This window comes from Caenibius sp. WL (assembly GCF_019803445.1).
GTDB lineage: Bacteria > Pseudomonadota > Alphaproteobacteria > Sphingomonadales > Sphingomonadaceae > Caenibius.
In genome coordinates this window covers 14,827-38,127 of record NZ_CP081845.1, presented here as the reverse complement: position 1 = coordinate 38,127, position 23,301 = coordinate 14,827, and the positions used below count along the sequence as shown (strand labels likewise).

At 59.2% G+C, this 23,301-nt stretch carries 38 protein-coding genes; 17 read left to right on the top strand and 21 right to left on the bottom strand.

The annotated features are described in order from the left end of the window. Window positions 1-8 precede the first annotated feature (8 nt). The 13 genes from K5X80_RS17020 to K5X80_RS16960 all read right to left on the bottom strand — a co-directional run bounded on the left by K5X80_RS17020 (window position 9) and on the right by K5X80_RS16960 (window position 9,257). Window positions 9-1,298 carry a terminase large subunit domain-containing protein gene (locus K5X80_RS17020; RefSeq protein ID WP_222558364.1) on the bottom strand — a complete coding sequence of 430 codons (1,290 nt, stop codon included), beginning with the start codon at window positions 1,296-1,298 and terminating at the stop codon, window positions 9-11. Between the two features lie 55 nt (window positions 1,299-1,353). Next, a complete protein-coding gene (locus tag K5X80_RS17015) occupies window positions 1,354-1,836 on the bottom strand; it encodes a terminase small subunit-like protein (RefSeq protein WP_222558365.1) in 483 nt (160 codons plus the stop codon). A gap of 480 nt (window positions 1,837-2,316) precedes the next feature. Further along, window positions 2,317-2,853 carry a hypothetical protein gene (locus tag K5X80_RS17010; RefSeq protein WP_222558366.1) on the bottom strand — a complete coding sequence of 179 codons (537 nt, stop codon included), beginning with the start codon at window positions 2,851-2,853 and terminating at the stop codon, window positions 2,317-2,319. A gap of 67 nt (window positions 2,854-2,920) precedes the next feature. After that, the gene (locus K5X80_RS17005) at window positions 2,921-3,505 is read right to left on the bottom strand and encodes a hypothetical protein (protein ID WP_222558367.1); all 585 of its coding nucleotides are present in this window, start codon (window positions 3,503-3,505) and stop codon (window positions 2,921-2,923) included. Window positions 3,506-3,757: 252 nt separating this feature from the next. After that, window positions 3,758-5,800 carry an AAA family ATPase gene (locus tag K5X80_RS17000; protein WP_222558368.1) on the bottom strand — a complete coding sequence of 681 codons (2,043 nt, stop codon included), beginning with the start codon at window positions 5,798-5,800 and terminating at the stop codon, window positions 3,758-3,760. A 61-nt stretch (window positions 5,801-5,861) separates the two neighbouring features. Further along, a complete protein-coding gene (locus tag K5X80_RS16995; RefSeq protein WP_222558369.1) occupies window positions 5,862-6,479 on the bottom strand; it encodes a hypothetical protein in 618 nt (205 codons plus the stop codon). Window positions 6,480-6,651: 172 nt separating this feature from the next. Next, window positions 6,652-7,422, bottom strand: a complete 771-nt coding sequence (locus K5X80_RS16990; protein WP_222558370.1) for a hypothetical protein — start codon at window positions 7,420-7,422, stop codon at window positions 6,652-6,654. Then, window positions 7,419-7,778, bottom strand: coding sequence for a DUF1064 domain-containing protein (locus K5X80_RS16985; RefSeq protein ID WP_222558371.1), 360 nt, complete (start codon window positions 7,776-7,778; stop codon window positions 7,419-7,421). The genes K5X80_RS16990 and K5X80_RS16985 overlap by 4 nt, the downstream gene beginning before the upstream one ends. Beyond that, a complete protein-coding gene (locus tag K5X80_RS16980) occupies window positions 7,775-7,921 on the bottom strand; it encodes a hypothetical protein (RefSeq protein ID WP_222558372.1) in 147 nt (48 codons plus the stop codon). The genes K5X80_RS16985 and K5X80_RS16980 overlap by 4 nt, the downstream gene beginning before the upstream one ends. Beyond that, on the bottom strand, window positions 7,918-8,241 hold the full coding sequence (locus tag K5X80_RS16975) for a hypothetical protein (RefSeq protein ID WP_222558373.1): 324 nt from the start codon (window positions 8,239-8,241) through the stop codon (window positions 7,918-7,920). The genes K5X80_RS16980 and K5X80_RS16975 overlap by 4 nt, the downstream gene beginning before the upstream one ends. Continuing rightward, on the bottom strand, window positions 8,238-8,699 hold the full coding sequence (locus tag K5X80_RS16970) for a hypothetical protein (RefSeq protein ID WP_222558374.1): 462 nt from the start codon (window positions 8,697-8,699) through the stop codon (window positions 8,238-8,240). The genes K5X80_RS16975 and K5X80_RS16970 overlap by 4 nt, the downstream gene beginning before the upstream one ends. Before the next feature lie 139 nt (window positions 8,700-8,838). Further along, window positions 8,839-9,024 (bottom strand): hypothetical protein, encoded by a 186-nt coding sequence (locus K5X80_RS16965; protein ID WP_222558375.1) that lies wholly within the window; start codon window positions 9,022-9,024, stop codon window positions 8,839-8,841. Then, the gene (locus K5X80_RS16960; protein ID WP_222558376.1) at window positions 9,021-9,257 is read right to left on the bottom strand and encodes a carph-isopro domain-containing protein; all 237 of its coding nucleotides are present in this window, start codon (window positions 9,255-9,257) and stop codon (window positions 9,021-9,023) included. Before K5X80_RS16960 ends, K5X80_RS16965 begins: the two co-directional genes overlap by 4 nt. A gap of 47 nt (window positions 9,258-9,304) precedes the next feature. Between K5X80_RS16960 and K5X80_RS16955 the strand changes: the two genes are divergently transcribed. Together K5X80_RS16955 and K5X80_RS16950 are read left to right on the top strand one after the other, a co-directional pair. Beyond that, on the top strand, window positions 9,305-9,769 hold the full coding sequence (locus tag K5X80_RS16955; RefSeq protein ID WP_222558377.1) for a helix-turn-helix domain-containing protein: 465 nt from the start codon (window positions 9,305-9,307) through the stop codon (window positions 9,767-9,769). A gap of 222 nt (window positions 9,770-9,991) precedes the next feature. After that, window positions 9,992-10,423 carry a thermonuclease family protein gene (locus tag K5X80_RS16950; protein ID WP_222558378.1) on the top strand — a complete coding sequence of 144 codons (432 nt, stop codon included), beginning with the start codon at window positions 9,992-9,994 and terminating at the stop codon, window positions 10,421-10,423. Window positions 10,424-10,451: 28 nt separating this feature from the next. Here the strand turns inward: K5X80_RS16950 and K5X80_RS16945 are convergent, their stop codons facing one another. Beyond that, window positions 10,452-11,180 (bottom strand): hypothetical protein, encoded by a 729-nt coding sequence (locus K5X80_RS16945; protein ID WP_222558379.1) that lies wholly within the window; start codon window positions 11,178-11,180, stop codon window positions 10,452-10,454. 668 nt (window positions 11,181-11,848) lie between these two features. Between K5X80_RS16945 and K5X80_RS16940 the strand changes: the two genes are divergently transcribed. The 14 genes from K5X80_RS16940 to K5X80_RS16880 all read left to right on the top strand — a co-directional run bounded on the left by K5X80_RS16940 (window position 11,849) and on the right by K5X80_RS16880 (window position 18,199). Beyond that, window positions 11,849-12,091: a hypothetical protein gene (locus tag K5X80_RS16940; RefSeq protein WP_222558380.1), complete on the top strand. Its 243-nt coding sequence runs from the start codon at window positions 11,849-11,851 to the stop codon at window positions 12,089-12,091. Continuing rightward, on the top strand, window positions 12,088-12,354 hold the full coding sequence (locus K5X80_RS16935) for a hypothetical protein (RefSeq protein ID WP_222558381.1): 267 nt from the start codon (window positions 12,088-12,090) through the stop codon (window positions 12,352-12,354). Before K5X80_RS16940 ends, K5X80_RS16935 begins: the two co-directional genes overlap by 4 nt. Continuing rightward, a complete protein-coding gene (locus K5X80_RS16930; RefSeq protein ID WP_222558382.1) occupies window positions 12,351-12,581 on the top strand; it encodes a hypothetical protein in 231 nt (76 codons plus the stop codon). Before K5X80_RS16935 ends, K5X80_RS16930 begins: the two co-directional genes overlap by 4 nt. Next, entirely contained in the window at window positions 12,578-12,703 is a 126-nt protein-coding gene (locus K5X80_RS17140; RefSeq protein ID WP_261390551.1) for a hypothetical protein, read from the top strand. The genes K5X80_RS16930 and K5X80_RS17140 overlap by 4 nt, the downstream gene beginning before the upstream one ends. Before the next feature lie 151 nt (window positions 12,704-12,854). Next, window positions 12,855-13,172, top strand: coding sequence for a hypothetical protein (locus K5X80_RS16925; protein WP_222558383.1), 318 nt, complete (start codon window positions 12,855-12,857; stop codon window positions 13,170-13,172). Between the two features lie 200 nt (window positions 13,173-13,372). Next, entirely contained in the window at window positions 13,373-13,678 is a 306-nt protein-coding gene (locus tag K5X80_RS16920; RefSeq protein WP_222558384.1) for a hypothetical protein, read from the top strand. Then, complete coding sequence (locus tag K5X80_RS16915; protein WP_222558385.1) at window positions 13,671-14,864, top strand: hypothetical protein; 1,194 nt, start codon at window positions 13,671-13,673, stop codon at window positions 14,862-14,864. Before K5X80_RS16920 ends, K5X80_RS16915 begins: the two co-directional genes overlap by 8 nt. 174 nt (window positions 14,865-15,038) lie before the next feature. Continuing rightward, window positions 15,039-15,455 (top strand): helix-turn-helix domain-containing protein, encoded by a 417-nt coding sequence (locus tag K5X80_RS16910; RefSeq protein ID WP_222558386.1) that lies wholly within the window; start codon window positions 15,039-15,041, stop codon window positions 15,453-15,455. Beyond that, window positions 15,448-15,852 carry a DUF4326 domain-containing protein gene (locus K5X80_RS16905; RefSeq protein ID WP_222558387.1) on the top strand — a complete coding sequence of 135 codons (405 nt, stop codon included), beginning with the start codon at window positions 15,448-15,450 and terminating at the stop codon, window positions 15,850-15,852. Before K5X80_RS16910 ends, K5X80_RS16905 begins: the two co-directional genes overlap by 8 nt. Then, window positions 15,849-16,319 carry a hypothetical protein gene (locus K5X80_RS16900; RefSeq protein ID WP_222557403.1) on the top strand — a complete coding sequence of 157 codons (471 nt, stop codon included), beginning with the start codon at window positions 15,849-15,851 and terminating at the stop codon, window positions 16,317-16,319. The genes K5X80_RS16905 and K5X80_RS16900 overlap by 4 nt, the downstream gene beginning before the upstream one ends. Beyond that, a complete protein-coding gene (locus tag K5X80_RS16895; protein WP_222558388.1) occupies window positions 16,316-16,588 on the top strand; it encodes a hypothetical protein in 273 nt (90 codons plus the stop codon). Before K5X80_RS16900 ends, K5X80_RS16895 begins: the two co-directional genes overlap by 4 nt. Continuing rightward, window positions 16,585-16,758: a hypothetical protein gene (locus K5X80_RS16890; RefSeq protein ID WP_222558389.1), complete on the top strand. Its 174-nt coding sequence runs from the start codon at window positions 16,585-16,587 to the stop codon at window positions 16,756-16,758. The genes K5X80_RS16895 and K5X80_RS16890 overlap by 4 nt, the downstream gene beginning before the upstream one ends. Then, window positions 16,755-17,810, top strand: a complete 1,056-nt coding sequence (locus K5X80_RS16885) for a tyrosine-type recombinase/integrase (RefSeq protein ID WP_222558390.1) — start codon at window positions 16,755-16,757, stop codon at window positions 17,808-17,810. The genes K5X80_RS16890 and K5X80_RS16885 overlap by 4 nt, the downstream gene beginning before the upstream one ends. A 185-nt stretch (window positions 17,811-17,995) precedes the next feature. After that, entirely contained in the window at window positions 17,996-18,199 is a 204-nt protein-coding gene (locus K5X80_RS16880) for a hypothetical protein (protein ID WP_222558336.1), read from the top strand. A 371-nt stretch (window positions 18,200-18,570) separates the two neighbouring features. Here K5X80_RS16880 and K5X80_RS16875 read toward each other — a convergent pair whose 3' ends face one another. After that, a complete protein-coding gene (locus tag K5X80_RS16875) occupies window positions 18,571-18,894 on the bottom strand; it encodes a hypothetical protein (protein WP_222558338.1) in 324 nt (107 codons plus the stop codon). A 50-nt stretch (window positions 18,895-18,944) separates the two neighbouring features. Between K5X80_RS16875 and K5X80_RS16870 the strand changes: the two genes are divergently transcribed. After that, complete coding sequence (locus tag K5X80_RS16870) at window positions 18,945-19,538, top strand: SOS response-associated peptidase (protein WP_222558339.1); 594 nt, start codon at window positions 18,945-18,947, stop codon at window positions 19,536-19,538. Here K5X80_RS16870 and K5X80_RS16865 read toward each other — a convergent pair. The 6 genes from K5X80_RS16865 to K5X80_RS16840 form a co-directional block, all read right to left on the bottom strand. Beyond that, window positions 19,524-19,952, bottom strand: a complete 429-nt coding sequence (locus tag K5X80_RS16865; RefSeq protein ID WP_222558340.1) for a hypothetical protein — start codon at window positions 19,950-19,952, stop codon at window positions 19,524-19,526. The two genes, K5X80_RS16870 and K5X80_RS16865, sit on opposite strands and share 15 nt — an antisense overlap. 372 nt (window positions 19,953-20,324) lie before the next feature. Further along, complete coding sequence (locus K5X80_RS16860; protein WP_222558341.1) at window positions 20,325-20,699, bottom strand: hypothetical protein; 375 nt, start codon at window positions 20,697-20,699, stop codon at window positions 20,325-20,327. Window positions 20,700-20,766: 67 nt separating this feature from the next. Next, on the bottom strand, window positions 20,767-21,135 hold the full coding sequence (locus K5X80_RS16855; protein WP_222558342.1) for a hypothetical protein: 369 nt from the start codon (window positions 21,133-21,135) through the stop codon (window positions 20,767-20,769). Beyond that, complete coding sequence (locus tag K5X80_RS16850) at window positions 21,132-21,683, bottom strand: glycoside hydrolase family 108 protein (protein WP_222558343.1); 552 nt, start codon at window positions 21,681-21,683, stop codon at window positions 21,132-21,134. The genes K5X80_RS16855 and K5X80_RS16850 overlap by 4 nt, the downstream gene beginning before the upstream one ends. Before the next feature lies 1 nt (window position 21,684). Continuing rightward, window positions 21,685-21,975, bottom strand: a complete 291-nt coding sequence (locus tag K5X80_RS16845) for a hypothetical protein (protein WP_222558344.1) — start codon at window positions 21,973-21,975, stop codon at window positions 21,685-21,687. Further along, on the bottom strand, window positions 21,957-23,243 hold the full coding sequence (locus K5X80_RS16840; RefSeq protein WP_222558345.1) for a hypothetical protein: 1,287 nt from the start codon (window positions 23,241-23,243) through the stop codon (window positions 21,957-21,959). Before K5X80_RS16840 ends, K5X80_RS16845 begins: the two co-directional genes overlap by 19 nt. Window positions 23,244-23,301: the final 58 nt, after the last annotated feature.

Sequence of the window (23,301 nt, the reverse complement as noted above, 5' to 3'; positions counted from 1 at the left end):
CATTCCTCCTAGACCGTCATCCAATCGTTATCGGCTTGCTCTTGCGGCCAGTACCCATCGCGGCGTTGCTTGTGCTTCTGCGCTGCCACAATGGCAGGATGCGCCTGATCGATAGCCCGACCGATCAAGCTCGCCGTATCAACATCGTCGTCATGCTTGCCTGCCGGGAACACCAGAAACTCACTGATGTCCGCTCCAGGCTCGAAATGCACGCGCCCCGTCGCAGCCATGGCTTGGAACGATCTGGCCCGCGTCGGCTTATCCGCGACGCTGGAAAGCCATTCCAATCGGCAATGAACGTTGCGCTCGCGCATCCGGCGCTTGAGCATCGGCTCGACAGCCTTCTGAATAACCCCGCCCTCACCGAACCAACACAGCGGCTTGTACTTCGCTATCAGATCCAGTTTACGCTCTATCCATTCGTCGCTTGCTGTCTGGCCGCGCCACCCATCGACGCGAAAAATGTCTCCGCTGGGAGAAATGCCCCAAACCCTATGGACCGTGTAATCTCCGCCGCCGTCTGTGACAGCGTAATCACTCGTTCCGTAATACCGCAGCGCAGGAAGCTTATCCCACGTGTTGAACCAGTCCCGCTTGAAGAACGTCCCTTCATCGGGCTGTGGCTTCTGCTGATAAAGCGCCGACCACTCGCGCGGGCCGACTGTGTTTTTGATGCGCAGGAGCGCTGCCTCATCGTACCATTCCGGCCAGAGCGCTTTGCCATTCTCATCGAGCGCAGGAAGCTCCAGGACGGTCCATTCACCGCCGTCCTCAACTCTGCCATCCTGTTCCAGCAGGCGGCCCGCAAGATCATCCTCATGCCAGCGCGTCTGCACCAAAACGATTGCCCCGCCCGGCATAAGCCGCGTGAACAGCGTTGATCGATACCAGTTCCAAACCTTCTCGCGCTGGGTTTCACTGTCAGCGTCTTCGCGATCCTTAAACGGGTCATCGATGATAGCGAGATGAGCGCCGCGTCCGGTTGTCGCTGTGCCAACACCAACAGCGAAATAAGCACCGCCGTGATTAGTGTTCATTCGGTCAGCGGCCCGGCTGTCCTGCCGAAGCCCGACATTGCCAAACACATCGCCATATTCAGGCGAAGAAATGATCCCTTTAACTTCTCGGCCAAAGTCAGTGGCCAGATCGCTGTTGTAGCTCGCTGAGATTACCTGATGCTTAGGGTTTCGCCCGAGATACCATGCAGGAAACCGCTTGGTGGTCTTCTCGCTCTTGCCATGTCGCGGCGGCATAAAGACCATCAGCCGGTCGATCTCGCCGCGCTCAGTGGCCTCCAAATAGGTGTCTAGTTTCCGCTGGTGTTCCGCGTGAATGTAATCTGCGTTGGTAAAGCTAGTGAACGCGGCCAGACTGCGGCGCGCCCTCTCCGCCCTGATCTCCGTCAGCGTTGGCACCCTTTGCGACAAGTTTTTCAAGCGCGTCGAGTTCATCGGCGCTGTAGCCGCTAAGGTCATGACGATATGTTACCTCAGACTTGGTGTTGATATTCACCTGCTCGCCAAATTCATCCCGAAGCCATTTGCCAGCCAGCCTCAGCCGCGTGTCTATCCGAACCCGCTTGTTGGCGACTTCAACCGCGTCACGAACAGGCTCGTCCGCGATTTCCTTGCAGTCATCGACCATCGCCCGCACACCGATCGCCTTTCGCGCGCGGAAACGTGCGGCAAATTCAGGATCGCATTCGATCCAGTCATACACCGTACGCAATCCCGGCATGCGCGGATCACGGCAAATGGCGGCAAGGCTTTCCATTCCAGAGGCGAGGCGGTCCAACAGCTCTTCGATCTGGTCATCTTGGAAGGTGCGGTTAGCCATCTACGCCTCCATGAATTAGGTCTGACGTTGCCAAGCTTCGCCACGATACTATCCGATGGTCGTACAACCTATCGGCGGGGTGGACAGCGTTAACTCGTGAAAGCAGCCTGACCCTCGAAGCCGCCGCCATTGTCGGCTTTGAAAGGACCACCCCTATGAATTTCTGCCCATCGCACACGCGATCACGTGCGCGCCGCATAAGTCGCGCTTCTGGTGTCTGTGTCGGGTGGATGGGCAAGGCAGTCAGAGAGGGAGTGATCTGACTGCCGAATGGTTGACCACGCTGGCTTTCGGCCAACCTCTATCGAGTGAATGGAACCAGCGTGGTCTAGCTTGAAGAAGCGAAAGGGCCGCGCCCGGCTTTCCGTGCGCGACCCATTCATCGAAAATGCTCTGGCGGGCATAGTTTTCGATTTTTTGTAATCAGCGTGAGACACCCCAATTACTATTTCGTCCTTTTGAATCACCTTTTGTTCCGTGTCAAGCGATCAAAGCGCATAATCCGTCGAGAGCTTCGCGCAGGCGTCTTTCATCCATCGGGTCGGCGTGCTTATGGGTACGGCGAGCGAAGATGAGATTATCAAGCCAAGGCGGCCCGTGATCCGGATTCACGTCAATGACAAGTTGGTCGAACGACCGGCGAACGCCCATCCGATCCACGAACCGCAAGCATTCCGTCAGCCATTGCTCTTGCCGCTTGATCTTCTCGTGATCCAGATCGACGATGCTGCCACCTGTCTTGTCAGCGATCGCGCTGACTATGGGGCCCGTAGTGAAAGCTCGCCAGTACGCGTTCGCAAGCTTGCGGGATAGATCAAGCAAGGCCTTTGCCTCATTCCCCTCACCCAGCAACCCCCAGCGATAGGCGCGCCCAATCTGATCGGCGCCGTCCGTACCGTACAATGATTGCATCGCCTGCGCTCGTTCCGTGCCCTTGTCGAAGTTGATTGCCGCTCGGGAGAGACGCCCTGACTTTGTGCGTGCGCCCTGCTTTCGTTTCCGCCCTGCCCTGCTCATCACTCACGCCCTCCGTACTGCAACCACGTCCCAGTCATCCCCTGTGTCCGTCCAGCGAAGCTGCTCATCAGTTCCCCTCCATCGCGAACGGCAAGCCATCCAAACTGTCGTTCAGCTCGTCATGGACCTTGAAGCTGGTTCCCATCTGGATAACCTCAGCGCCGGGGAAACAATCCTTGGCGCGGGAAATCTCCGGGAACTTCGAAACGATTTCGGCGATCTCCTCGAGCGACCATATCTGAACCGCCCGGCCATCGGGTTGGACCTGCGCCAGTTCGGCCCGATCGCGCACGAGAATTACCGGCGTGCCGTCTTTCAGTTCGAATTCCCACCACGATGGCGGTGCTGGCGAGAAGCCACTTTCGATGGCGATCCGCTCCAGCGCCTCGTACGCACGCAGCATGGCATCGCCATGTTTGCGAACGCGATCAAGATCGCTCTGCTTGAGCGAGCCAGCGCATTCGAAGCAGGCCAGTTCCCATTTGCGTTTCTGCGAAACGAATTTCTCAGTCCACGTCGGCGGAACGAGATGGGGCAATCGATTGAAGCCCCACCGGCGATTGGTCTGGCGAGCGTGTTCATCGACGGTCTTGATGATCTCGCCGATGGCACGGGCGATCATCGACCTGGTCGGTGGCGGTGCGCCGGTCATGCCGTCGCTCCCGACGCAAAAATTCCCCGAGGGGGAGCGCCCCAGAAAGCTCCCCCGTAGGGGGAGGGTCTACTTCCGCAACACTTCCGCAGACTTCCGCAAGGATTTCTGCGGGTTTCCGAAGGAGCTTCCGCAGACTTCCGCAGACTTCCGCAAAGGGCTTCCGCAAGGATTTCTGCGGGTTTCAGCGGATTGCGGAAGTCGACTTCCGCAGCTTCCGCAAGACTTCCGCAAGGCTTCCGCAGCGTCATTTCATGCTCCTCTGATGATGGGATTGAGCACACGCAGCCCCTTCGACTTCGTGTGCTGGTCGGCTATTTCGATGGCCAGACACCCGGTCTCCAGCCACGATGTGAGGTAGGTCGAAATCAGCCGTTCGGGGCACCCGAGAGCACTGGACAGGACGCTTGGCGCATACCTTCCCTGTGCGCGAGTATTCGGCGCTGTGGAGAGCGGGCTAGCCTCAATCCACTTGTCGGCGATGATCCCGAAGGCTTTCGCTATTTGCTCATTGCTCAGGTCTTCACGTTCAATGGCCGGTGCCTCCGAACGGAACGGCACCAGTGTGCTTTGCTCTTCTTCCAGTCCCTGTGCCCACGTTACCTTTTTCATGCGCATGTAGATCGGTTCTGCTTCCTCAGCGTCTTTTTGCTTTTCCGTTTTCAAGGTCACTATTTCGTCTGATTTCGATATCCTGATTGACGCGTCGCAGCCGCCCAAAAGGACTGTGCTGCCTCTCATTCCTTTTTCCTTATCTTTGCCTGAGTGGTGCACGCCGATGACGGCGCCGCCAGTATGGAGTTTGATTTCGTCACAGGCCGCGACGAAGGCGCTCATCGACTCCTGCCCGTTCTCGTCGGCGCCAGCGAGCGCGCGAGAAACAGTGTCGATGACAATAAGTCCGATCTTGAAGCCTGCGCGCGCTATTGCAGCGTCGATAGTACGGACCAGCTTGGCCCGATGCTTCTCGTCCAAAAGCTGCACGGCGATAGGAAGCAGGAGGAACGGCGCATCCGCACCTTCCAACCCGTGTTCGCGTTTCCAGCCCTTGATGCGCTTCGCAAGGCCCGCAGAGCCCTCACCGGCAATGTAGAGCACGCCGGTTTGCATGGACTGCGTGCCGTGCCAGCCCATGCCGATAGCGACGCGCAGCGCCATATCGAGAGCGATGAATGATTTGCCCGCGCCGGGGTCGCCGTAGATGACACTCAGTCCTTGCTCGGCAATCATTTCGTGGACGAGCCAGGTCGGAGGCGGGAGACGATCGATCTCATCGAAATCAAGCAGGGGAAAGATGCTGTCTGCTTCTTCCCTACCCGCTTCCTCTGTCTCGACATCATCGACCGGTTCGGCGAACCCGTATTTGGTGCGCGCGCCTTCAAGCGCGGTTTGCATTTCCCGGAGAGTTTGCTGAACGGAGTAGCCGGGCAAAGTGATGTGATCGGCTATCGCGAAGATTTCAGCACTCGTGCGATCCTTGCCCGCGAGATGAGCGACAAGGCGGATCATGTTGTTGTGCCATTGATCGCCTCGGCGGCACGCGTCGATCAGATCGCCGACTTGTGTGCGCCTCATAGCCGACAACGTCGATTGACCGGCACCAGGGCTGACGTGATCGCCTGCGCTGGAACGCCCCGGAAATGCAGCCGTGATTTGATCCGGCGTAACCGGTTCGCGTTCGTCGCTGAACCGCGTGCGGAGCGAAGTCAGCTCCATGCGGTAACCCTTGGCGAGCTTATGCTGGGGCGGATAGTTCACTGTCCCTGCGAGGCGCATGATGCGCGAGGGATTGATGACTGCATCCCCGCCCAGAGATTGGGCGATACCGCGCTGCCGCTCGGTCCACGCAGCCATGTTGCCGACCGGCTCTTCAAGCTGCCAGTAAAAGTGCGGACGACGATGTGGTTCCAGTCCTGTTGTGACCGTCATCGTCGGCGGCAAGGCCTTGAGACGCTGCCCCGCCATTTCGACGGCTTCGGCATCGTCAAGATCGGCGAATTGGTAGAACGCGATAGCGACGTCGCTATCGTTTGCGGCGCCTTTGGTTGCGGGCTTGCGCGGGTTTACGCCGACATAGACGTTCGCCCCTTCCCGATTGCGGTTCGCGGCGAAGGCGGCGGCCTCGGCGATCCCTTCGGGATGGGCGCTGAAATAGGCGCTGGTGAAGGCGGCACCGTAGCGCAATTCGATCAAGCCTTGCGGATACTCCTCTGCGCAAGGCGCAAAAAGCGTGTCCAGATGCTCTTTGATCGCACTGGTATCCGGCTCTATGATCGGTTGCACCACGGTTGCCATTCTCTTCACTCGGCTTTCGTGTCAGGGGTCCGTTCGCTCGAACCGAACGGACCCCGCTTCATCAGAAATCGACGTCATCTTCCGCAGCAGCGGGCACGGGTTGTGCCGCAGGCGGAGGGGTGTGCTGGCTCTGTGCCGGTGCAGATGCAGCCGCAGGCGCAGCGGCCTGGGACGTACCGCCGCCAAGTTCCGAAGGCCGGTCAGCCCAGGATACGATTTCGAATTGTGGGCGATAGTTGGTGCCGTGCTTGTTGGTCACCGGGGTAACGCCAACGCACTTCACCACGGGCAGCTTACCCGGATTGGAAGCCTTGTCGGCCGCCCAGTGGTCGTAAAGATCGTTCATCGCGTCGATCACGGCGCCTGCGGTCGAAGAAAACTCCCGCACGCCCATGAGGTTCTTTTCGCTGAACACGTCCAGTTCGAACCCGCGCTTGAACCCTTCGCCGGGCTTTGGCGCTGCTTCGGAGAGCGAGGGGTCCATGTTCTTCACCGGGGCCACGCCCGGCGCGAACAGGAACCAACCCGTCTTGAGATTGTCCATGTCGAAGATCGCGGTGAAGTTGGTAACTTCAAATTCCGCCGCCTCCGGCTTGTCCTCCTTGGTATAGAACCGACCGGCCTTGGCGTTGTACTTCACGTAGACCTTGAAATCACCGCCCGAAGCGGGGTTGCTCATAAAGCCCATTGTTCATTCCTCTTCACTCGTTGTGTCTGCCGATGTGGCCCGGCAGGTGCCTTCCGCCCTTGGGGCGAGAACTGGTGGCGGGTGCGCACGGCACCGCAGGAACATTCCCAGTCGTACTGATCCGTTGGCCAGTCGCAGGAAGGGGAATGCTCGGAAGAGCGCGTCATGCCGAATCGCCCCAAATTTCAGCGGCGATGCGGCGCGCAGATTGATCGCCCCAGTAAAAACTGGAGAGGTCCGGCGCGAAGCAGCGGGTCAGATATTCCGGGTCATCGCTCAGCGAGAGCAGGCGCTCGATAGCCTGCGCGGCACGGACGAAACTCGCCAGGTGAGCGGCGGAATCCTCAATGACGTAAACAGCGATGCTCTTGGCCGACACATAGGCCATACGAACCTGAAGGTTCGATCCGTGTCGGGTGTAGAGCGAACCCTGACGGGCGTGCGCATCGCTGATCTGCGAGGGAATACGGCCGACCGTCTTGAGGTCACCGATGATGCCGTGCTGTTCCCAGTAGAAGTCGAGATATCCCCAAACCGGGACGGGAAGACCGGCAAGATCGATCACCATCTTGTGCTGGCGTTCGCCGCCTTCCGGGGCAGCGGGGACGCCGTATTGGCGCAGTTCCGCAAGAGCGACCGCCACGGACGGCGCGATAGATCCGCGCTCCTTTTCAATACGGGGGTCAGAAGACAGCCGCGTGAGAGAATGGAACTTCTCAAGCGCAAGTGTCTGGCATTCCTCAATCGGCATATCCGGCGCAAACAGGCCAGCCTCAACGCCGCATTCGATTGCCGTTCCCCGATGCGCGGCCGGGCCTACCGGAGTCCGCTTCTTCATCAGGTATGATGCGCACCAGAGTGCCGGCTGTGCGATGAAAAGGTTCACCGACGATGCTGACAGGTGATCGATCCCGTGTTTCGCAAAGGCGTTCATGCGGCCGCCCTCGCCTTCTTCGCCTTCCGTGCCTTTCGTTTGCGCGGAGGAAACTCGGCAATGACAACACCATGAAGGGCTTCGACGAGCTTCTTCTTCAGGCGGTAGACCGGCGTCAGCACGCCTTTCACATCTTCGACGATGCGGCACGTCGAACTGAAATACGCGAAGTCAGCACGGTATGTGCAGATGTGCCGACCATCGATAACGATGGGAAATTCCGGCTGCATTTCCAGACGGGAGATATTCCCGGTCTGTTGCAGCGTATGAAGCGTGTCGCAGCGCGCCGCTTCGATTTTGCTGTCATGGACATGACCATGCGCGCACGCAGTGCGTTTGGCGGAATACTTCGTCATTCTTCCAATCCCAATTCCAGCATTTCAGCCTGGGCCGCGACCTGACGCCTGATTTGCGCGAGCGTTTCCTCAGTGATGAGGTCCGGCTCAGCGAGCAGCTTGGCGAGGTCCGCCTCAATCTTTCGAAGAGCGCGCGCGATCATACCTGCACCTCCAGCGGGAAATGCTTGCAGCCGATGTCTTTGCGGGTGTTGCAACGCGGGCACGGATCGCGGCTGACGCGAAGTGTTTCGACAAGGGCTTCGCGCTGCTCGAACGCCTTGCGCACGGCTTCGCCGCGCCGCCACTTGTCGGACCCGACCGGCCACGGCCTGCCCTGAAACGGAATGCGCCAGATTAGGTCATTCTTCGGTTTCAGCGCGACACCGCTGCGCGCCAGAGCAATGCGGGTGGCGAAAGCTTCACTGGCCTCCGTCATTATGCGCTCGTGTTCGTGCGGCTTTTCGATGCAGTGGCTGCTCATGCCGCCCCCTTGATCTGGTCGGCCTCGGAGCAAATGGCCCCGAGCGCTTTCATCAGGGGACGCGCGGCATCGGCCAATTGAAGCGTTTCGACATGGCAGCGATGGCCGTCCTCCAGCGCCGCAGCGAACTGGCCCGCGAGGTTCGACAGGCTGGAAATCGTGTGAAGATCGTTCGCCGCTTCGTTGCGCAGCGGACGAATACCGACGCCATAAAGCGCAAGAACTTCGTCCAGCGCCGTCAGATCGGCAGCGAGAAAGTCGAGCAGGCCCTTGCCGGTGGTATCGTGCGAGCCGCCCGAGAAAAGCTTGTCGAGCGCGCGCGTGGTCCGGCCCGACTTGTCGGCCACCTGCCCCCGCCCATGCCTGGCGCTGACGCGCGACAGCCCGAGAATGAGATTGTCCCGGTACTGCGCTTCGCTCGGAAGCTTGCCATTCGGAACTACAGTGTTGCTATCCATGGGTATTCCCATCGCAATGGAAGGAAGGACAAACAGACCGGAAGCCTTCGGCACGTTGGCCAAGGCGGTCATCGAAAAGCTGGGTGGCCGGGGTGGATTGCAGTACCCCGGCCATGGGGGTGGTGATGCCGTCCTGCATCTACCGCTCCATGATCCAGTGGATCGGCCAGACGAACACGAACACGAGATCGGCGTACCAACCACGGCTTTGCGTTTTGACCGTGAGATAGATGCCCGTGCCGATCCAAAGTCCGGCGACAATTGCACCCGCTACGCTTGTGCATGCGAGTACCGTCAGGCCAACGGCGATCAACACCCAGATCATGCAGCCCTCCCCTTGGGTTGGGGGGATGAGACACGCGCACTTTTCGGCGGAAAATCGTCTGCGGTGATCCGCTGCTTCTTCTTTCGCGCTAGCTCAAGGATCGGGGGGCGGCGCCACTCGGGAATGAAATTGACAGTCTTCCAGCTTTCGATTGTAGTGAGCGGAAAGCCGGTCCCGCGCGCCAGTTCGGCCGAACCGCCAAGTGCGTTGATTATGTCGGATGCCGTGAACATAACCCAATGCTACGATAACCGTAGCATATTGGCAAGCATGTAATACGATGTTCGTTGCGGACGCGCTACGCGTGCCCTGCCATTATGCAGGAATGCTAGATTCTAAAGGTCTGATCACCGCGCTCGAGAGCCTCAAAGCGGCAAAAAAGACCACGAATGCGGACATTGCGCGCCTGCTCAATCTGCCGACCTCTCGGGTAGCAGAGTGCTTTTCCGGCAAGCGTCGGATCACAATCGACGAAATGAAGGTTCTCGTCGAACATTTCGGCCTTGAGGCTACCTCGCTGGTGACCCCTAATGCAGAAACGCTTGAGCCGATTTTAGGGGAACTTTTGCTACCATTGGTGCCGCCCGGCCGCCTGACGGATCAATCTCGGAAAGCCTTAGCCCAAGCGCTGTCATATGCTCTTGAGTTGCTTGATAACTCCGTTTCCAGTCACGCCACCGAGGATGCGATAAAGGTGGCCGCTCGCGCAGCAGCTCTTCGATTTCGCGATTCAAAGCCGCAATAGTCTGCCGCGTGATCGCGCAGTCCAGATAGCACGGCTCACACCCGCCCGCACACTCTGGTGACGCAAGCTTGATGCGGCGCATGTGTTTCTCCTTATTCGCGCGAATCAATGTTCCCGATTCGTTCTCAATATGCCATAATGGAAACCTGTAGGAAACTACCGATGCACGCGTAGGATTTCTTTCCCATATGTAGGATTTTTCCTACGATGAATCGAGGATTTATGCCCTCCCGTATCAGCTTCGCCATCGTCCTTTCCTTCTGCGTCCTCGCCTTTGCGACCATGTTCCTTGGCGCTTACTCCATGGCGTTCGGTCAGGAGCCACAGACGGTCATGTGCCGGGTGAAGTGGGTCCATGACGGCGACACCTTCCGCTGCGACGGATACGCCAAGAGCACCAGGCTATTCGGTGTGGACGCACCTGAGATGCCCGGAGCGTGTCGGCAAGGCCGTGTCTGCACCCCGGGCGATCCCTACGCCAGCAAGGCATACCTGGAACGCCTGATCGGCAACAGGACGCTGGAATGCGATCATTTCGAAACGGATCACTACGGGCGGCCCGTCATGCGCTGCTGGGCAGGCGGCCGGGACCTATCCTGCGCCATGGTGAAAGCGGGGATGGCGGTGGAGAGGTATGGGCGGTTGAATTGCTGAGGGCGTGAAAATTCAAATCTGAACTGGGTTAGGCAGCCAACAAACGGCCTTCGGATACGCGCGCAAACGACATCCGCTCACCGGCCGCCATACCCAGCAAGTTCATTGCATCAGAGGTCCATCCATCTCGCTCATCGTAAACGAGGATAGGCCGTGCACGAAGCTCTTGTGCCCGAACTACATCAAGGCTTTTAACAATGGCCGCATTGACGGACGAGGAGTCGGGGCTCACAGCATCGACCAAAATCACTTCACCGTCTTGCTCAATGCCAAAGTCAAAAGTCTGCTGTTTAGCATGGCCGGTAAACTTGAAGTTTGGGGTGCCTTCAGGAAAACGCTGCCGCAAAGCATCGCGAACGCGCACATCCAGTGGCTGGCCGACCCGAACTTTGCTGTGCGCCAACATGTATTGCGCTGCTCGCAAACTCGCATCGGCAACCAAAGCAACGCCAATACCGACATCATTCAGCTTAATTCTGTCCCGGAAAATTTCTCCTTCCGGCGTCAGCCGAAAGCCAGTCTCCGTCAACAATCTGCGTACATGTCCGACTGCAGGGAATGACTTCCCATGCTGTGATAGTTCGTCAAATGCGGCGCCGTTATCATGCATGAACAGCAATCCGTCACGCATCTGAATATGGATATGGATCAACAATCCGGAGGGCATCATCGTGTCGGCCAAAACGCGCACGCCATCGTGGACAGGCGTAAAATCGCGGGATGCGCAAAGGGCCTCCTTGATCTCCTGCCAATCCATTAGAATAGTCCTCCTTGGCCCGGCCACACGATGGGGAGCCATGCTGGCGATTCTATGCCGGTTTGGCGTAAAAACCAAACGAACGCTGCTTCGCGTGTGTCAATTTCTGTAGGCAGAATCTCAGCGTACGGCAGGATTGCGCGATTTCTAGCCGTCAAATGTCGGTTGTCCGCCCATCGGTGGAAGTGGGCAGTACTGATCGTTTCGCCAGTGATACGATTCCGATGTCCAGACCCAATGCAGAGCCGCGCAACACACTCGGGTGCGAGCAGTACTATAACGATGTATTCGGGAATGGCAGTGCGGATGGTCACCTCGATCTCGGCACCGCTGGACACTCCATCGACCTCAATCGGGATGCGGGTTTTCATTTCTCCTACACGAGACTTGTGCGGGAGCCATTGAGGCGCAGCGGGCAAGCGCTTCCGCTCGCTCAGGAGAAGCGCGTCAATCTCTGCGACGTTCATGAGAACACATTAGTTGCAGTCGGCCCCTCCGATTCCCCTGCCCCCATCAAGCCAGACAGGCGCGTGTTTGCAATGAGATTTTGATGTGCTGAAATAATGCTACGATTTCCGTATTGACATATCGCTACGATAAACGTAGCTTAATCCCATCAGCCGGACGAGCCGAAAGCGCAGACCCCGGCTCCCGATGGGAGACATTCGATGGCAAAGTTCAAGCTTACCGCTGCTGACTACGCAGCCATGGCGGACATGAAGCCGACCGACCGGCAGCTTTATCTCGATACCGTTGTCTATCCGCGCTTCTACAATGAGAAGCTGGGCCTGACCCGTGCCCGTCTTCACTTCCACGCGGATATCGCTTTCCACAACAGCTATCAGGCATGGCGTGATGATTTCATCGCCCGCGCTTCTGAAAGCTACGTGCCTGCACAGGTGGCGGCATGACACCTTGGACTTACGTCACCGATCCGGCTGAATTCGCATTCGAATACGTTGTGGATGCGAATGGGTCGATAGTCGCGCAGCCGAAGGGTGCAGATCGCGCCCGCAAAGGCCGCCTGATAGCCGCCGCTCCTGAAATGGCGACACTGCTGCGCAAAATCGCTGGCCGCAAATGGAACAGCATGACGCAGGGCTGCAACGCCATCTCAGAGGCCCAGCGGGAAGTGCGCGCCCTTCTCTCCCGCATTGAGGGAGAAGGAGAATGAGCGCCCTCGCCCAAATCCGCCCGGCGTATGCTCATCTGCTCCCGCCACCCGCGCCGACTCTTCGCGATCTATGGTTGGCGGCAGCGGAAGCATCTGAGGCGCTGACCAAAGCCAATGGCGAATGGTCGCTTGAGGTTGCAGCGGACGAAGCCCGACAGGCTCTCATCGATCACCTGCTGTTCGAACACGGTCTGACTGCCGCCGATCTGCGGAGGCATGTGCTGTGAACGAGCGCCCCACCCTTCGCGATGCTTTCACCGGCGAAAATCTGCTCGGATTTTTGCTGATGATCGCAGGCGTCAGCCTCATCCCGTTCGCGGTCGTGCTGCTGGAAGCGGTGTTCTCATGATCCCCCAGCAAGCCCCGATCAACCGCCACGCAACCCAGCGCCGTTCGGCAGACACATCTTGGCCCCTTCGCGGAGCCGATGGACGGCCATTCTACGAGCGCAAGATCACCAGGGACCGGCCGGGGCTAATAACCCCGGCCGGGGAAAAGTGATGACTCCCCCCGTCACGACCCCGACCGCCGAAGAACTGGCGCTGGCGAGGAAGATCGTAGGTCGCCAACTCCGCATGGAACCCGAGGACATCACTTGGTGGAATGAACTTCCGGAGGTCCAAGCAGCCCTATCCGCCATCCGCGAAACGACCGTGAAGGTAATCAAGCTTGCCGAGCAACAGCAGCAGGATTTCCTCTCGCCGGAGTATGCGACTGGGCAGCCGCTGTCATCGTTTCAGGAACGGTTTGCCTGTGGCCAGATTGCCGAAGCCCTTCGCTCCAACGCCCACCTGAAAGGCGAAGCCCATGACGGCTGACACATGCGAAACCTGCCGCTTTCGCGGTGGTGTCTATAAGCCTGCCGACCATGGCATAGCAGGCGTCGAGGGTTTGACCTTCAAGTGCCGCCGTCATGCACCGCTTATCACTGGTGGGCTCCACGCTCCGACGATGACCGTTTGGCCTTGGGTCCGGCTCCACGATTGGTGCGGCGACTACGCTCGGGGAGACAAAGGCCATGCCTGACATCATGCAGACGCCTGAGCAGATCGCTGAGGGGCTGAGCGAGCGCGAACGCCGCACAATGACAGATCACCAGCGGATGCTTTGGCGCGATGACGTTGAAGGCATCTGCCCAACGCCCGATAGCTGTTTCGAATATGGCGTACTTGTCCGGTGTGGCCCCTGCGCGATCCAACAGGCCAGACAGTTCGGCATCGAACCATATCAACCGGCCGCCAACTTGCCGGAAGTCAATCGTTTGCGCCGGAAGCTGGATGCGATCCGCGAAATTCTCATCACAAAGGAGGCCCGCCGTGGCTGACGACAACAACGTGCTCGTGCGGGAGCTTGAACGGGCTGAACGCGAATTGTTTGACGCCCGCGCATCCAGACTGTCATCCACATTCCATGGTCGAGAACGGACACAGGCGGCCCTACGCGAAGTCGAACGCCTCCGGGGAGAGTTAGCCGCCCTCCGCACCCCAGCGCCTGCCCCTGTGGGTGGTGATGTGGTGGGATTGCAGGCACTCGTGCATGAGAGCCTCTTTCACCTGCGCCTGGATGCTGGGGCGAAGGCTTACCACGATAAGGCGCTCACCGCCCTCCAATCCCCTCCCGCGCCCGAGCAAGATGCGGTGGAGCGGGCGGCGTTCATCATCGCGCAAAAACTTACTCCCCCTCAGTCGGGTGAGATTCTCCGGATGCCGAAACACGGGATGGATACACTATCCGGTCGCGACGGGTCGATCTCTTACACGTGGGATTTTGCTGAAAAGTGCCGCGATATTGCCCGCGCCGCCCTCGCAGCGATGCCGCCGAAGGTGCCGTTTCAGCATCGCGTTGGCGACTGGATGAAGCAGTGCTTCACGCCTGAAATCGTAGCTGGCAAGTTGGAGCGTTCTGACCGGTTCATCGAAGAAGCCTTGGAACTGGTACAGGCTTGTGGGTACGACGCAGCCCGCGCCCATGCGCTTGTCGATTACGTTTTCAGCAGGCCGGTAGGCGAACCATCGCAGGAAGTTGGCGGCGTCATGGTTACGCTGGCCGCGCTCTGCAATCCGCACGGTCTGGACATGGAGCAGGCAGCGGAAACCGAACTGGCCCGCATCCTTCAACCGGTGGTCATTGAGAAAATTCGTGCCAAGCAGGCCAGCAAGCCCACTGGCAGCGCACTGCCTATTCCGGTGGCGAAGGTGGAGGCTCCCGCAGCGGATGAGGTTCGGGAGTTGGTGGAGGCGGCGTATCGCGAAGGCCACCAGCGCGGCCGTATCGATGGTTCCTATCTCGAAGAGGACCACGACTGGTCAAACAGCGATGCCATTGCCATGCTCCAACGCCTCTCCCACCCGACAGCAGATGCCGTGACGGTGGAGCGGGAACGGTGCGCGAAGATCGCGGATAGGTTTGCCGTTCGCCATATCCCTGGCGATCACTCGTATGGCCGAATGGTCGCCGCCGAAGACATTGCCGCCGCCAGCCGGTCGGGAGGCGCGCATGGTTCTTCATAAGGGCAAGCAGGTTCAAATGCGCAGCATTGGCGCAGTGAGGAACACAACCCTCTGCGGCCGTATGAACCGGAATAGCGTCGATGGGATGAATATCGCTGACAGCGATGCTGAAGTGACATGCAAGTTCTGCCGCAAGATGATGGAGGCGTCAGCCATCCGTTCGGGAGGCGCGTCATGAGCGATTTCGACTTCTCCGGCATGCAAGAGCGCATTCGTTCTACGCGGAGCGCCCGCAAAATGTCACTGGATGATGTGGCTAGTGCATCGGGCTTCACCAAGAGCCACGTGTGGGAACTTGAGCAAGGCCGCAGCCGGAACCCAACCGTAAAGGCTGTGTGGGGCTTGTCTCGCGCATTAGGCGTCTCCCCCGCTTATCTGCTTGGTCTTGATCCACAGGAATCGGCAATCGATCCACTCGCGCTCGAAATCGCTGTTCTGATAGATCGCCGCATCCGAGGAGCCGAAATTGAACGGCTGAGAGAGGCGCTGGTCTGGGCTGACCTGAAAATCCGGTCGTTCCCTCGCGCTGACCAAAGTGATGTCGAACCTATCCGCCAAGCCCTCAAAGGAACAGGAGCCGATCATGGTTGAGAACACGAGCGCTCCCATGCGCGTGCAGCTTTCCCGTAAGAAGGGCTGGAAGATGCCGCCCAATACAGTGAGCGTGGCGAGGCCCACAAAATGGGGCAATCCGTTTACGCCATTCGGCTGCGCTGAAGCAGGCTATATTGGCACGGCAGACGAGCTTCGCGAGCGGTGTGCTGGCGCGTTTCGCGTATGGCTCGCCACGCCCTACTGGCGTAACAATTGGGATGGCGAAGAATCTGCCGCTGCCCGCGCCAAGATGCTGGACGAGTTGCCCGAACTGCGCGGAAAGAACCTCGCGTGCTGGTGCCCGCTGGACAAGCATTGTCACGCCGATGTCCTGCTCGAACTGTCTAACGCCGACGCCCTCCTAGCCGAGCGGCAGAAAGGCGGTGACGCGTGAGCAGGTACGCCGAAAACACGTCCGTATCGGTCTCCAACAGCAAGGCCGAAATTGAACGACTGATCGAGCGCTATGGCGCATCCGGCTTCATGTCGGGCTGGGATGCTACCCGCGCCGTGATCGCGTTCGCGATGAACGAGCGGCAGGTCAAGTTTGTGCTGCCGATGCCAGCGCGCGATGAAAAGCGGTTCACGCACCATAGCCGAGGCATGCGCACAGCGGACGCGGCGCTAAAGGAATGGGAGCAGGCCTGCCGCCAACGGTGGCGGGCGCTGGCGCTGGTGATCAAAGCCAAGATGGAAGCCATCGAAAGCGGGATCAGCGAGTTTGACGACGAATTCATGGCGCACATCGTCCTGCCGAACGGTCGCACAGTCAGCGAAGAAGCTAAGCCGCGCATCGCGCATGCATACAAGACTAGGGAAATGCCCGCGCTGCTACCTGATTATTCGGGGGATTCCACATGACCAAAGCAGACCTCATTGCGCTCGCAGAACGGTGCGAAGCCCTGCGCGGTTACAGCAACGAAATTGATGTGCTGGCTGAACTAGCGCTGTTCAAGCCCGATGATGATTACGTCAGTGTCCGCGCCAACCATGCAGGAACCAAGGTGGTTTACACCACGGCATCTGGACATGATCAAACCTATTGGGCGCCAGATCACACGATCAGCAACGCAGCCCGTCAGAAGACATCCGCCTCTCTCAGGGCTATCGCAGAGGAGATGGACGGATGACGGCGCACGTTCGCTTCAAACAGGCCGATGTGAAGCGCGCGGCGGCAGGCACTATCGCTGCAGGTCTCCCCATCGCCAAAATCGAGATAGACCCCAACGGGAAAATCGTCATTATTACCGGATCGCCCAAATCAGCATCGGAAGTGAATGAATGGGCCGACCTCGAATGAATAATGTTCTGCCCAAATTCGCCAGCGCGTTCAAAGACCGCCATGGCCGAGAACGCGTGCGTCTGCGTCGTACAGGATGGCAAACGGCCTACGTTTCAGAGGTGCCCGGGACTGCTGAATTTACGCAGATCTATAAGGAGTGGCTGGAAAACGGCAGGATAGAGGCCGCTGAGGCAAAGACCGTGCCCGGCACTTTCGACGATCTGATCTCCCGCTTCTATCAGAGCGCATACTTCAAAGACACCAAGCCACAGACGCAACGGATCTACAGGGGCGAATTGGAGCGGTTTCGAGCGACATATGGGAACCGTACGGTTGCAGGCATGAATGCGAAGCACGTCGCCAATCTGATGACGAAGATGCAGGCGACGCCCTCAGCGGCCAACAACCTGAAAAAGCGCCTCGGCCAACTGTTCGATTTCGCCATCCTCATGGGAATGCGCAACGATAATCCTGCCCGTGTGGTGCGCGGGGTGAAGTCGCGCACTGGTGGTTATCAGACATGGCAAGAGGAGCATATTGCGGCGTTCCAGGCGCGTTGGCCTATCGGCACACAGGAGCGGCTTGCTTTCGATCTGGCGCTTTATACCGGCCAGCGCAAAAGCGATGTCTGTCGCATGGGCCCGCAGCATGTCGAGAAGGGACGCATCCGAATCACGCAGGTGAAAACCAGCAAGGAGCTTCGCATTCCGATCCATCCTGATTTGGCAAAAAGCATCGCAGCCACTCCAAGTGGGCACCTCGCCTACATCGTCACCAGACTGGGCGTGCCTCGGACCCGCAATGGCTTCGGCAATTGGTTTGGCGATGCGTGCCGAGCGTCGGGCTTGCAGGGCTATTCAATGCACGGGCTGCGGAAGGCTTGCGCCCGACGCTTGGCTGAATTGGGTCTATCAAATCAGTTGATCAAATCGATTACCGGGCATTCCAGTGACGCCGAAGTGGCGCGATATACGCGCGATGCGGAACAGGTGCGACTGGCCGATACAGCCATGGGTTTGGCTACCCAATACAAAACCGATTTGGCTAACCGCCAAGAAGATGTTGATTAGAAAACAATAATTTTTAAGGTGGCGCGCCCTACAGGTCTTAAACAGGATAGCGATATCAAACAGATAAGTTTGGCTAACCATCGATTTTGACTCACGCGATTCCGCCAGTCCTGAGATTTTTTGGCTAACCTTTTCGCACGAAATCTCGCCTTCCCGAATCACTTTCGTTCCCGTATTGTTCTCATATGGAACGCATGGAACGAGACGAACTCATCCCCGAGCTTGAACGTCTCCACCGCATCGTTGGGGAGTCCGCGTTCAAATCCACCAAGCACATGACGCACCTGGTCGAGATCGACCGGCTCATCCCCGATATCGTGGCGGCGCTGAAAGAGAGTGGGGACTTCGTGAGGGTCCCTCGCCTGCACCTCGGCAATCCCAAGGTGTGACGGTGAGCAAACAGCCCGCCGACCCGTGACTGGATGATTTCGTGCCTCGTTATGCAGACGGCGTAAGAGTTCCAGATAGCGCCTTCGAAGCCGCCACCTTCCAGACCTGCGTTGCTGCGACCTGCTCATGCGGGCATGTGGTTGTGTTCGATCCGCACGCCCTATGGTGGCACTGCTTCCAAAGGGGCTGGGATGATCGCTTCAGCCAGTTGCGCAGGCGGTTCTACTGCTCGCGGTGCTATGCGACCGACAAGCGCAAGGTGGAGCCGGAGTTTGCCACACCAAGGCCGAACCGACCTTTGATCTACCGATGCCGCCTGAGCGGGAATGGAAACGCGCGTTGCGGCGGGTGCGCAGCTGACCGATCCGGGTCAGTCGGCGGGTGGCTTGTCGTTGATCCAATACCAGTCGTCCGGCAGCATTGCCTTGCTCTGCCAACTGGAAATCGGACACTGCAATGCACGATCGCGGCAATATTGCGTGTGTGCGCCGCGGTCGCTTACTTCGCTTCCGAGCGTGGTCCACAGTCCGTCAGCCACTTCCGATGTCGCGATGCGGTTGTGCACCAGCCAGGCCAGAGCAAGGCGGTGCGCGTCCGTCCGCTCGATTGGGCCCCACTTCGCGCGGCGGGCCGCATCGATCAGCACGTTGATCGCGAGAATATTCATCTGGCGCAGGGTCGGGCGGCGATTCATGGCGCGGGGCTTCGATTGACAGGTGGTCGGCGGCGCACCACCTTCGTTCGGTGTGCAACCTCTACCGCCTCGACCCAAGCCAGAAGGTGTTCGATTTCACCGCAGAGGAAATCCAGCAGCTCAATGTGCCGCTGGATATCTACCCCAACTATCCGGGCATTGTGATCGAGAGCGGCCAGCCCAAGGCGATGAACTGGGGCTTCCCGGCGCGTCTGAAGCACATGAAGCCCACATCGAAGCCGAAGCCGGTCAACAACACGCGTGACGACAAGCTGCGCACATTCTTCTGGCGCGACAGCTTCGAACGACGGCGTTGCCTTATTCCGGTCAGCCAATGGGCGGAAGCATGGGGCAAGCCCGGCGCCATGACAAAGACCTGGTACAGCCTGCCCGATACGGATGCCTTCGCTGTGGCTGGTATCTGGCGACACAGCGACGAATGGGGCCTGTGCTATTCGATGGTCATGACGGACGCGAACATGCAGATGGCCGAGGCCCACGACAGAATGCCGGTCATCCTCGCCCCCGACGACTATCAGCAGTGGACCCATGGCACGCCAGACGAAGCATTCGCCCTTGTCCAGACGTGGCAAGGCCCGCTTGTCGTCGATGCCACGGATGAATTGTGGTCAGTCAAACGATAGCTCCGGCTGACCGGCTTTCGCTCTTTTCGTGGTTTCGGCTTGCGAGAGAGCTTCGAAATCCTCCGGCTCCAGATCGAACGCCATGCTTGCGTCGATTGGATCGGTGGCGATCCGCGCGTAATAATCCGGCCGCGAAACCTTCCAGTCGTAATCGCCTTCGTCACGGGCCTCCTGATAGGGCTCCCAGCGTAGGTACATCGCCGTCAGCGCAACACGCGGTTCGGTAAAGCCCAACTCCTTGACGATCTTGAGGCGATCTTCCTCAGGCGCGAACAGTACGGTTTCGATCTGCTCAATCGTCATCGCAATGGAGTTGACCTTGCAGTACGCCGCCACCCGGCGCGCAACAGGCGCATCATAGTCCGGAAGGCGATACGGGTACTCGGTGAAAGCGGTAATAACGGGGTCGTCCATGGGGTCCTCGCGACTCGGGTGTGGCCCGATTATACGCCAGAACAAATGCGGAACAAAGTGCGCGCACTATCCACCTGAATCGATTTCACATCTGCCGGAACTTCTCAGCCAGACCGCCGTTATCCTCTCGCCTTCCTTGGGCAACAGATGACCTGCGGCGACCATAAACCCCTTCTCGTCCCCGGCTGCCGCAGGTCTAACTGTCCTCAGAGACACCACCCCTCAGGGTACGGGGCACCTTTTCGAACCGCATCGCGGCAGATACGTGCCACAGCGGACCAGCCGCGTTCGCCCCACGCTTCAATTGCACTTTCGAACGTTCGGGCGGCCTGTTCGCTCTCGAACACTTCCGGCCCGGGCACAGGCTTTGGCTCAGTCCGCACGTCCTCCACAGGCGGGAAGCCCTGAAACGTCCCGGCCTGCCTGCCGCAACCGCTCACAGTTAAGAGCATTGCTGGCAGCGCCAGGGCGGCCAGTATCGTTCGCGTTCCGTATCGCATCGTCTCGTCCTTTCTGAGCCTGTCCGGCCGCCTGCCGGTCTGTTTCGCGATCCTGCGCTGATTGCCCCGCCGATTGGTCGGCCAGATCGCGGGCCACCCCGGCAGCGCGAGCTTGCGCGGCCTGCTCGATGCTTCGTCCGTGGTTGCAGCCTTTGACGAACGCCAGCACCGCCACGGCAAGGCAGATCGCCAGCCACTTCCATGCGCCCGACAGGAAGCCGAGCGCGCTTGTCAGATATCGTTCCATGGAATACTCCCCGTCGCGTTGCGGTGCCGCTCATACCCCCCAAATGTCTGATTGGTGCCGCAACGCCTCATTCCTCAGGCTTTCCCCGCCCGAACTCGACTTCGCGCTGGTCCACTTTGGCCCGGAAGTAATCGGCGCCGAAGACGACAAGCCCAAGGATCAGCCCGAAACCGGCCATGATGGCGTTGTTCCACCACTGCTGATTGAGCGCCATCTGGCCGAACAGTGAACCCGGCGATGCGTCGCCCAAGACCCGGCGCACCATAACGATCAGGCCGATGTTCTGCAGCGAAAGGGCGATGATGCCGCCCAGCATGCCGAGCGAGAACAGCGCGCGGATCTGCGTCTGTGTCAGGTTGATCAACGCCCGGGCAGCGCAGGCGAGAACGCGGAAGGGATGGCCCAGCCAGCGGAGGAAATTCGCTGCGTGCGTCATGCCAGCCCGCCAATCCGGCTGTCCATCCAGCCGATCATAAAATCTTCGAATTTCGTCCCGCCCTTGGCCAATCCGAAATAGTGCATGAACTGGAGGCCGTTCAGCGTCTTGAGCATAAGCTGCCGCGCTTTCGCTTCCCCACGGCGGCGGCGGAGCGCCTGAAAGGCGGCGATAGAGCGCGGGCCGATCTTCCCATCTTCGGCAATGTCGGCATAGTCCTTCTGCCGCCGATTGAGCACGTTGAGGGCCTGCTGAAACCACAGGCGCGCCCGCTGCGGCCCTGCGTTCACGCCGCTGTCGATCAGTTCCTCCGCCACCAGCGGGTCAATCTCTGCCACGGCCAGAAACCCCGGCTTCTCGATATATTCACGCCGGTAGATTTCGATGGCCGTCGCCTTCGGCAGGCTCCGCATCGGGCCGGTGTAGCCGTTGGCGCGGGCAACCGCCTGCGTGATGCCGAACATCGTCGCGCCGCCCGGATCGGAAGGATGATCCACGAACCCGCCTTCGCGGTCGAGAATGCCCCCGATCATCTCGTCTATGGTCATCTCAACCCCCTTTCGTCACGGCGATCACAGCCAGTTTGAACACGCCCACGATCATGCCCACAGCGAGCCCCACGGCAGCAATGACCTTGGATAAGCCAGCAATCACCCTGCCCAGCGTCTTGAGCCCTTGCAGCGCCTCAAGAATTTCCCGGACAGCGGCCATGTCGGCTTGCATTTGCGGAAGGCAGCGCAATTCCTCTGCGATTTCCTTGAAACGCTGGTCTCCACGGTCCAGCCGGTCAGCGATATCCTGCGGCGTGATGGGCTCCACCATCAGTTCAGCCTCCGCCATTTGATGTAACTGCCCTTGAGGACAGTGTGCACGGCAGAGCCGGACGAGTTTCTGATCTGAAGCTTGAACGATCCGCCCGGCGTGGCTCCAGTCGTCAAAATACCCTGACAGAACACGCGGGACCATGAGGTCATATTGATGTTCGTGCTGGGGGTAAAAGCTGCGGCAAAATCGCCATGCAAATTGATCGAATCACTGCCGGAAGTCCAAGTTGACCCTGGACCGGCTGTGAAGAAGTAAGCCCCCTCGACGCCTGTTAGGGCCGTGCAGCCCAAGCGAAAATAGCTCGATGCGACCTTGGCAAAGGCGCGCATTTCCACTTCGTACAACGAGTTCGGACTAAGCGAAGCGCCCGTAATTTCAAGCCCGGTGTCCGTAAGGGTCGCGGCCGTTCCGGTGAAATTGGCGCTCAGGTAGTCATAAGTGAAATCGCTGGTCGAAGGCGGAGAAGGGCCAACATCGATTAGGGTATTGACCGCAGTCGCCAGCTTTACCCTGTTGTTCGTTGTGTCGATATAGAGACCACGAGGCAGCAATTGCCCAGCAGTGGCCAGCGCGGCGAGATTGGCCGCAGTGTCATAGTACGGAGCCACTTTGGCCCCGCTGATCGATCCACCTGTAATTGCCACGTTGTTGGCGTTCTGAACGGCGATGGTTCCCACGCTCACCGGCGTCGGCGTCAGGTCCGCAACAGGAGACGGAGAAAGCGCGCCGGAGGTGACCGAATAGACCGTGAAGTGATTGCTGGCGCTCTCATCCTTCCAGACGTGCACATAGCCGTTCGGGAGTGAGGGAGCAGCGGCTACCGCATCGGCCTTCGTCGAATAGAAATTGTAACCCGCCCCCGCTGCATTAACGATACCCGCTGCGATCTGAGCCGTGTCTGCGTCGGCAGCAGCGGCTTGCGCGGCGGTCTGTGCCAATGCGGCCTGTGCGCCAGCAGAGTTTACCAGCCCTTGCAGGGCCGCGTTCACGGTGTCCAGGATGGCAGGCGTATACGGGTCCGCCTCGTCCATGGTCACACCAGCACCATCCCGAAGGATCACGCGGTAAATTGTGGAATCGTCGTAGAAGATTGCGGGCCATTTCCCTGCGGCATTGGCCACCACGGGATTGGGAAGCTCGATAGTCAGCGCCTCATCGGCATAGACCGCCGCTTCTGTCGTCGTGCCCGTGAGATAGAAATGAAGCCGCGCGCCCGGCACCACCTCAAGGGCAGTGGCGGAAATCGCAGGACGGAAAGGAAGGAGGAAAGATTTGACCGTCATGTTCGCCCCATAAAAAAGGCGGCCCCAAAGGACCGCTTGCGCTATCATTTTTTGCTTG

What these genes read in the sequence shown, in the direction of transcription:
- K5X80_RS17015 (WP_222558365.1), bottom strand. Translation starts at nt 1,836, where the DNA reads ATGGCTAACCGCACCTTCCAAGATGACCAGATCGAAGAGCTGTTGGAC.
- K5X80_RS17010 (WP_222558366.1), bottom strand. Translation starts at nt 2,853, where the DNA reads ATGAGCAGGGCAGGGCGGAAACGAAAGCAGGGCGCACGCACAAAGTCA.
- K5X80_RS17005 (WP_222558367.1), bottom strand. Translation starts at nt 3,505, where the DNA reads ATGACCGGCGCACCGCCACCGACCAGGTCGATGATCGCCCGTGCCATC.
- K5X80_RS17000 (WP_222558368.1), bottom strand. Translation starts at nt 5,800, where the DNA reads ATGGCAACCGTGGTGCAACCGATCATAGAGCCGGATACCAGTGCGATC.
- K5X80_RS16995 (WP_222558369.1), bottom strand. Translation starts at nt 6,479, where the DNA reads ATGAGCAACCCCGCTTCGGGCGGTGATTTCAAGGTCTACGTGAAGTAC.
- K5X80_RS16990 (WP_222558370.1), bottom strand. Translation starts at nt 7,422, where the DNA reads ATGAACGCCTTTGCGAAACACGGGATCGATCACCTGTCAGCATCGTCG.
- K5X80_RS16985 (WP_222558371.1), bottom strand. Translation starts at nt 7,778, where the DNA reads ATGACGAAGTATTCCGCCAAACGCACTGCGTGCGCGCATGGTCATGTC.
- K5X80_RS16980 (WP_222558372.1), bottom strand. Translation starts at nt 7,921, where the DNA reads ATGATCGCGCGCGCTCTTCGAAAGATTGAGGCGGACCTCGCCAAGCTG.
- K5X80_RS16975 (WP_222558373.1), bottom strand. Translation starts at nt 8,241, where the DNA reads ATGAGCAGCCACTGCATCGAAAAGCCGCACGAACACGAGCGCATAATG.
- K5X80_RS16970 (WP_222558374.1), bottom strand. Translation starts at nt 8,699, where the DNA reads ATGGATAGCAACACTGTAGTTCCGAATGGCAAGCTTCCGAGCGAAGCG.
- K5X80_RS16965 (WP_222558375.1), bottom strand. Translation starts at nt 9,024, where the DNA reads ATGATCTGGGTGTTGATCGCCGTTGGCCTGACGGTACTCGCATGCACA.
- K5X80_RS16960 (WP_222558376.1), bottom strand. Translation starts at nt 9,257, where the DNA reads ATGTTCACGGCATCCGACATAATCAACGCACTTGGCGGTTCGGCCGAA.
- K5X80_RS16955 (WP_222558377.1), top strand. Translation starts at nt 9,305, where the DNA reads ATGTTCGTTGCGGACGCGCTACGCGTGCCCTGCCATTATGCAGGAATG.
- K5X80_RS16950 (WP_222558378.1), top strand. Translation starts at nt 9,992, where the DNA reads ATGCCCTCCCGTATCAGCTTCGCCATCGTCCTTTCCTTCTGCGTCCTC.
- K5X80_RS16945 (WP_222558379.1), bottom strand. Translation starts at nt 11,180, where the DNA reads ATGGATTGGCAGGAGATCAAGGAGGCCCTTTGCGCATCCCGCGATTTT.
- K5X80_RS16940 (WP_222558380.1), top strand. Translation starts at nt 11,849, where the DNA reads ATGGCAAAGTTCAAGCTTACCGCTGCTGACTACGCAGCCATGGCGGAC.
- K5X80_RS16935 (WP_222558381.1), top strand. Translation starts at nt 12,088, where the DNA reads ATGACACCTTGGACTTACGTCACCGATCCGGCTGAATTCGCATTCGAA.
- K5X80_RS16930 (WP_222558382.1), top strand. Translation starts at nt 12,351, where the DNA reads ATGAGCGCCCTCGCCCAAATCCGCCCGGCGTATGCTCATCTGCTCCCG.
- K5X80_RS16925 (WP_222558383.1), top strand. Translation starts at nt 12,855, where the DNA reads ATGACTCCCCCCGTCACGACCCCGACCGCCGAAGAACTGGCGCTGGCG.
- K5X80_RS16920 (WP_222558384.1), top strand. Translation starts at nt 13,373, where the DNA reads ATGCCTGACATCATGCAGACGCCTGAGCAGATCGCTGAGGGGCTGAGC.
- K5X80_RS16910 (WP_222558386.1), top strand. Translation starts at nt 15,039, where the DNA reads ATGAGCGATTTCGACTTCTCCGGCATGCAAGAGCGCATTCGTTCTACG.
- K5X80_RS16905 (WP_222558387.1), top strand. Translation starts at nt 15,448, where the DNA reads ATGGTTGAGAACACGAGCGCTCCCATGCGCGTGCAGCTTTCCCGTAAG.
- K5X80_RS16895 (WP_222558388.1), top strand. Translation starts at nt 16,316, where the DNA reads ATGACCAAAGCAGACCTCATTGCGCTCGCAGAACGGTGCGAAGCCCTG.
- K5X80_RS16890 (WP_222558389.1), top strand. Translation starts at nt 16,585, where the DNA reads ATGACGGCGCACGTTCGCTTCAAACAGGCCGATGTGAAGCGCGCGGCG.
- K5X80_RS16885 (WP_222558390.1), top strand. Translation starts at nt 16,755, where the DNA reads ATGAATAATGTTCTGCCCAAATTCGCCAGCGCGTTCAAAGACCGCCAT.
- K5X80_RS16880 (WP_222558336.1), top strand. Translation starts at nt 17,996, where the DNA reads ATGGAACGCATGGAACGAGACGAACTCATCCCCGAGCTTGAACGTCTC.
- K5X80_RS16875 (WP_222558338.1), bottom strand. Translation starts at nt 18,894, where the DNA reads ATGAATCGCCGCCCGACCCTGCGCCAGATGAATATTCTCGCGATCAAC.
- K5X80_RS16865 (WP_222558340.1), bottom strand. Translation starts at nt 19,952, where the DNA reads ATGGACGACCCCGTTATTACCGCTTTCACCGAGTACCCGTATCGCCTT.
- K5X80_RS16860 (WP_222558341.1), bottom strand. Translation starts at nt 20,699, where the DNA reads ATGGAACGATATCTGACAAGCGCGCTCGGCTTCCTGTCGGGCGCATGG.
- K5X80_RS16855 (WP_222558342.1), bottom strand. Translation starts at nt 21,135, where the DNA reads ATGACGCACGCAGCGAATTTCCTCCGCTGGCTGGGCCATCCCTTCCGC.
- K5X80_RS16850 (WP_222558343.1), bottom strand. Translation starts at nt 21,683, where the DNA reads ATGACCATAGACGAGATGATCGGGGGCATTCTCGACCGCGAAGGCGGG.
- K5X80_RS16845 (WP_222558344.1), bottom strand. Translation starts at nt 21,975, where the DNA reads ATGGCGGAGGCTGAACTGATGGTGGAGCCCATCACGCCGCAGGATATC.
- K5X80_RS16840 (WP_222558345.1), bottom strand. Translation starts at nt 23,243, where the DNA reads ATGACGGTCAAATCTTTCCTCCTTCCTTTCCGTCCTGCGATTTCCGCC.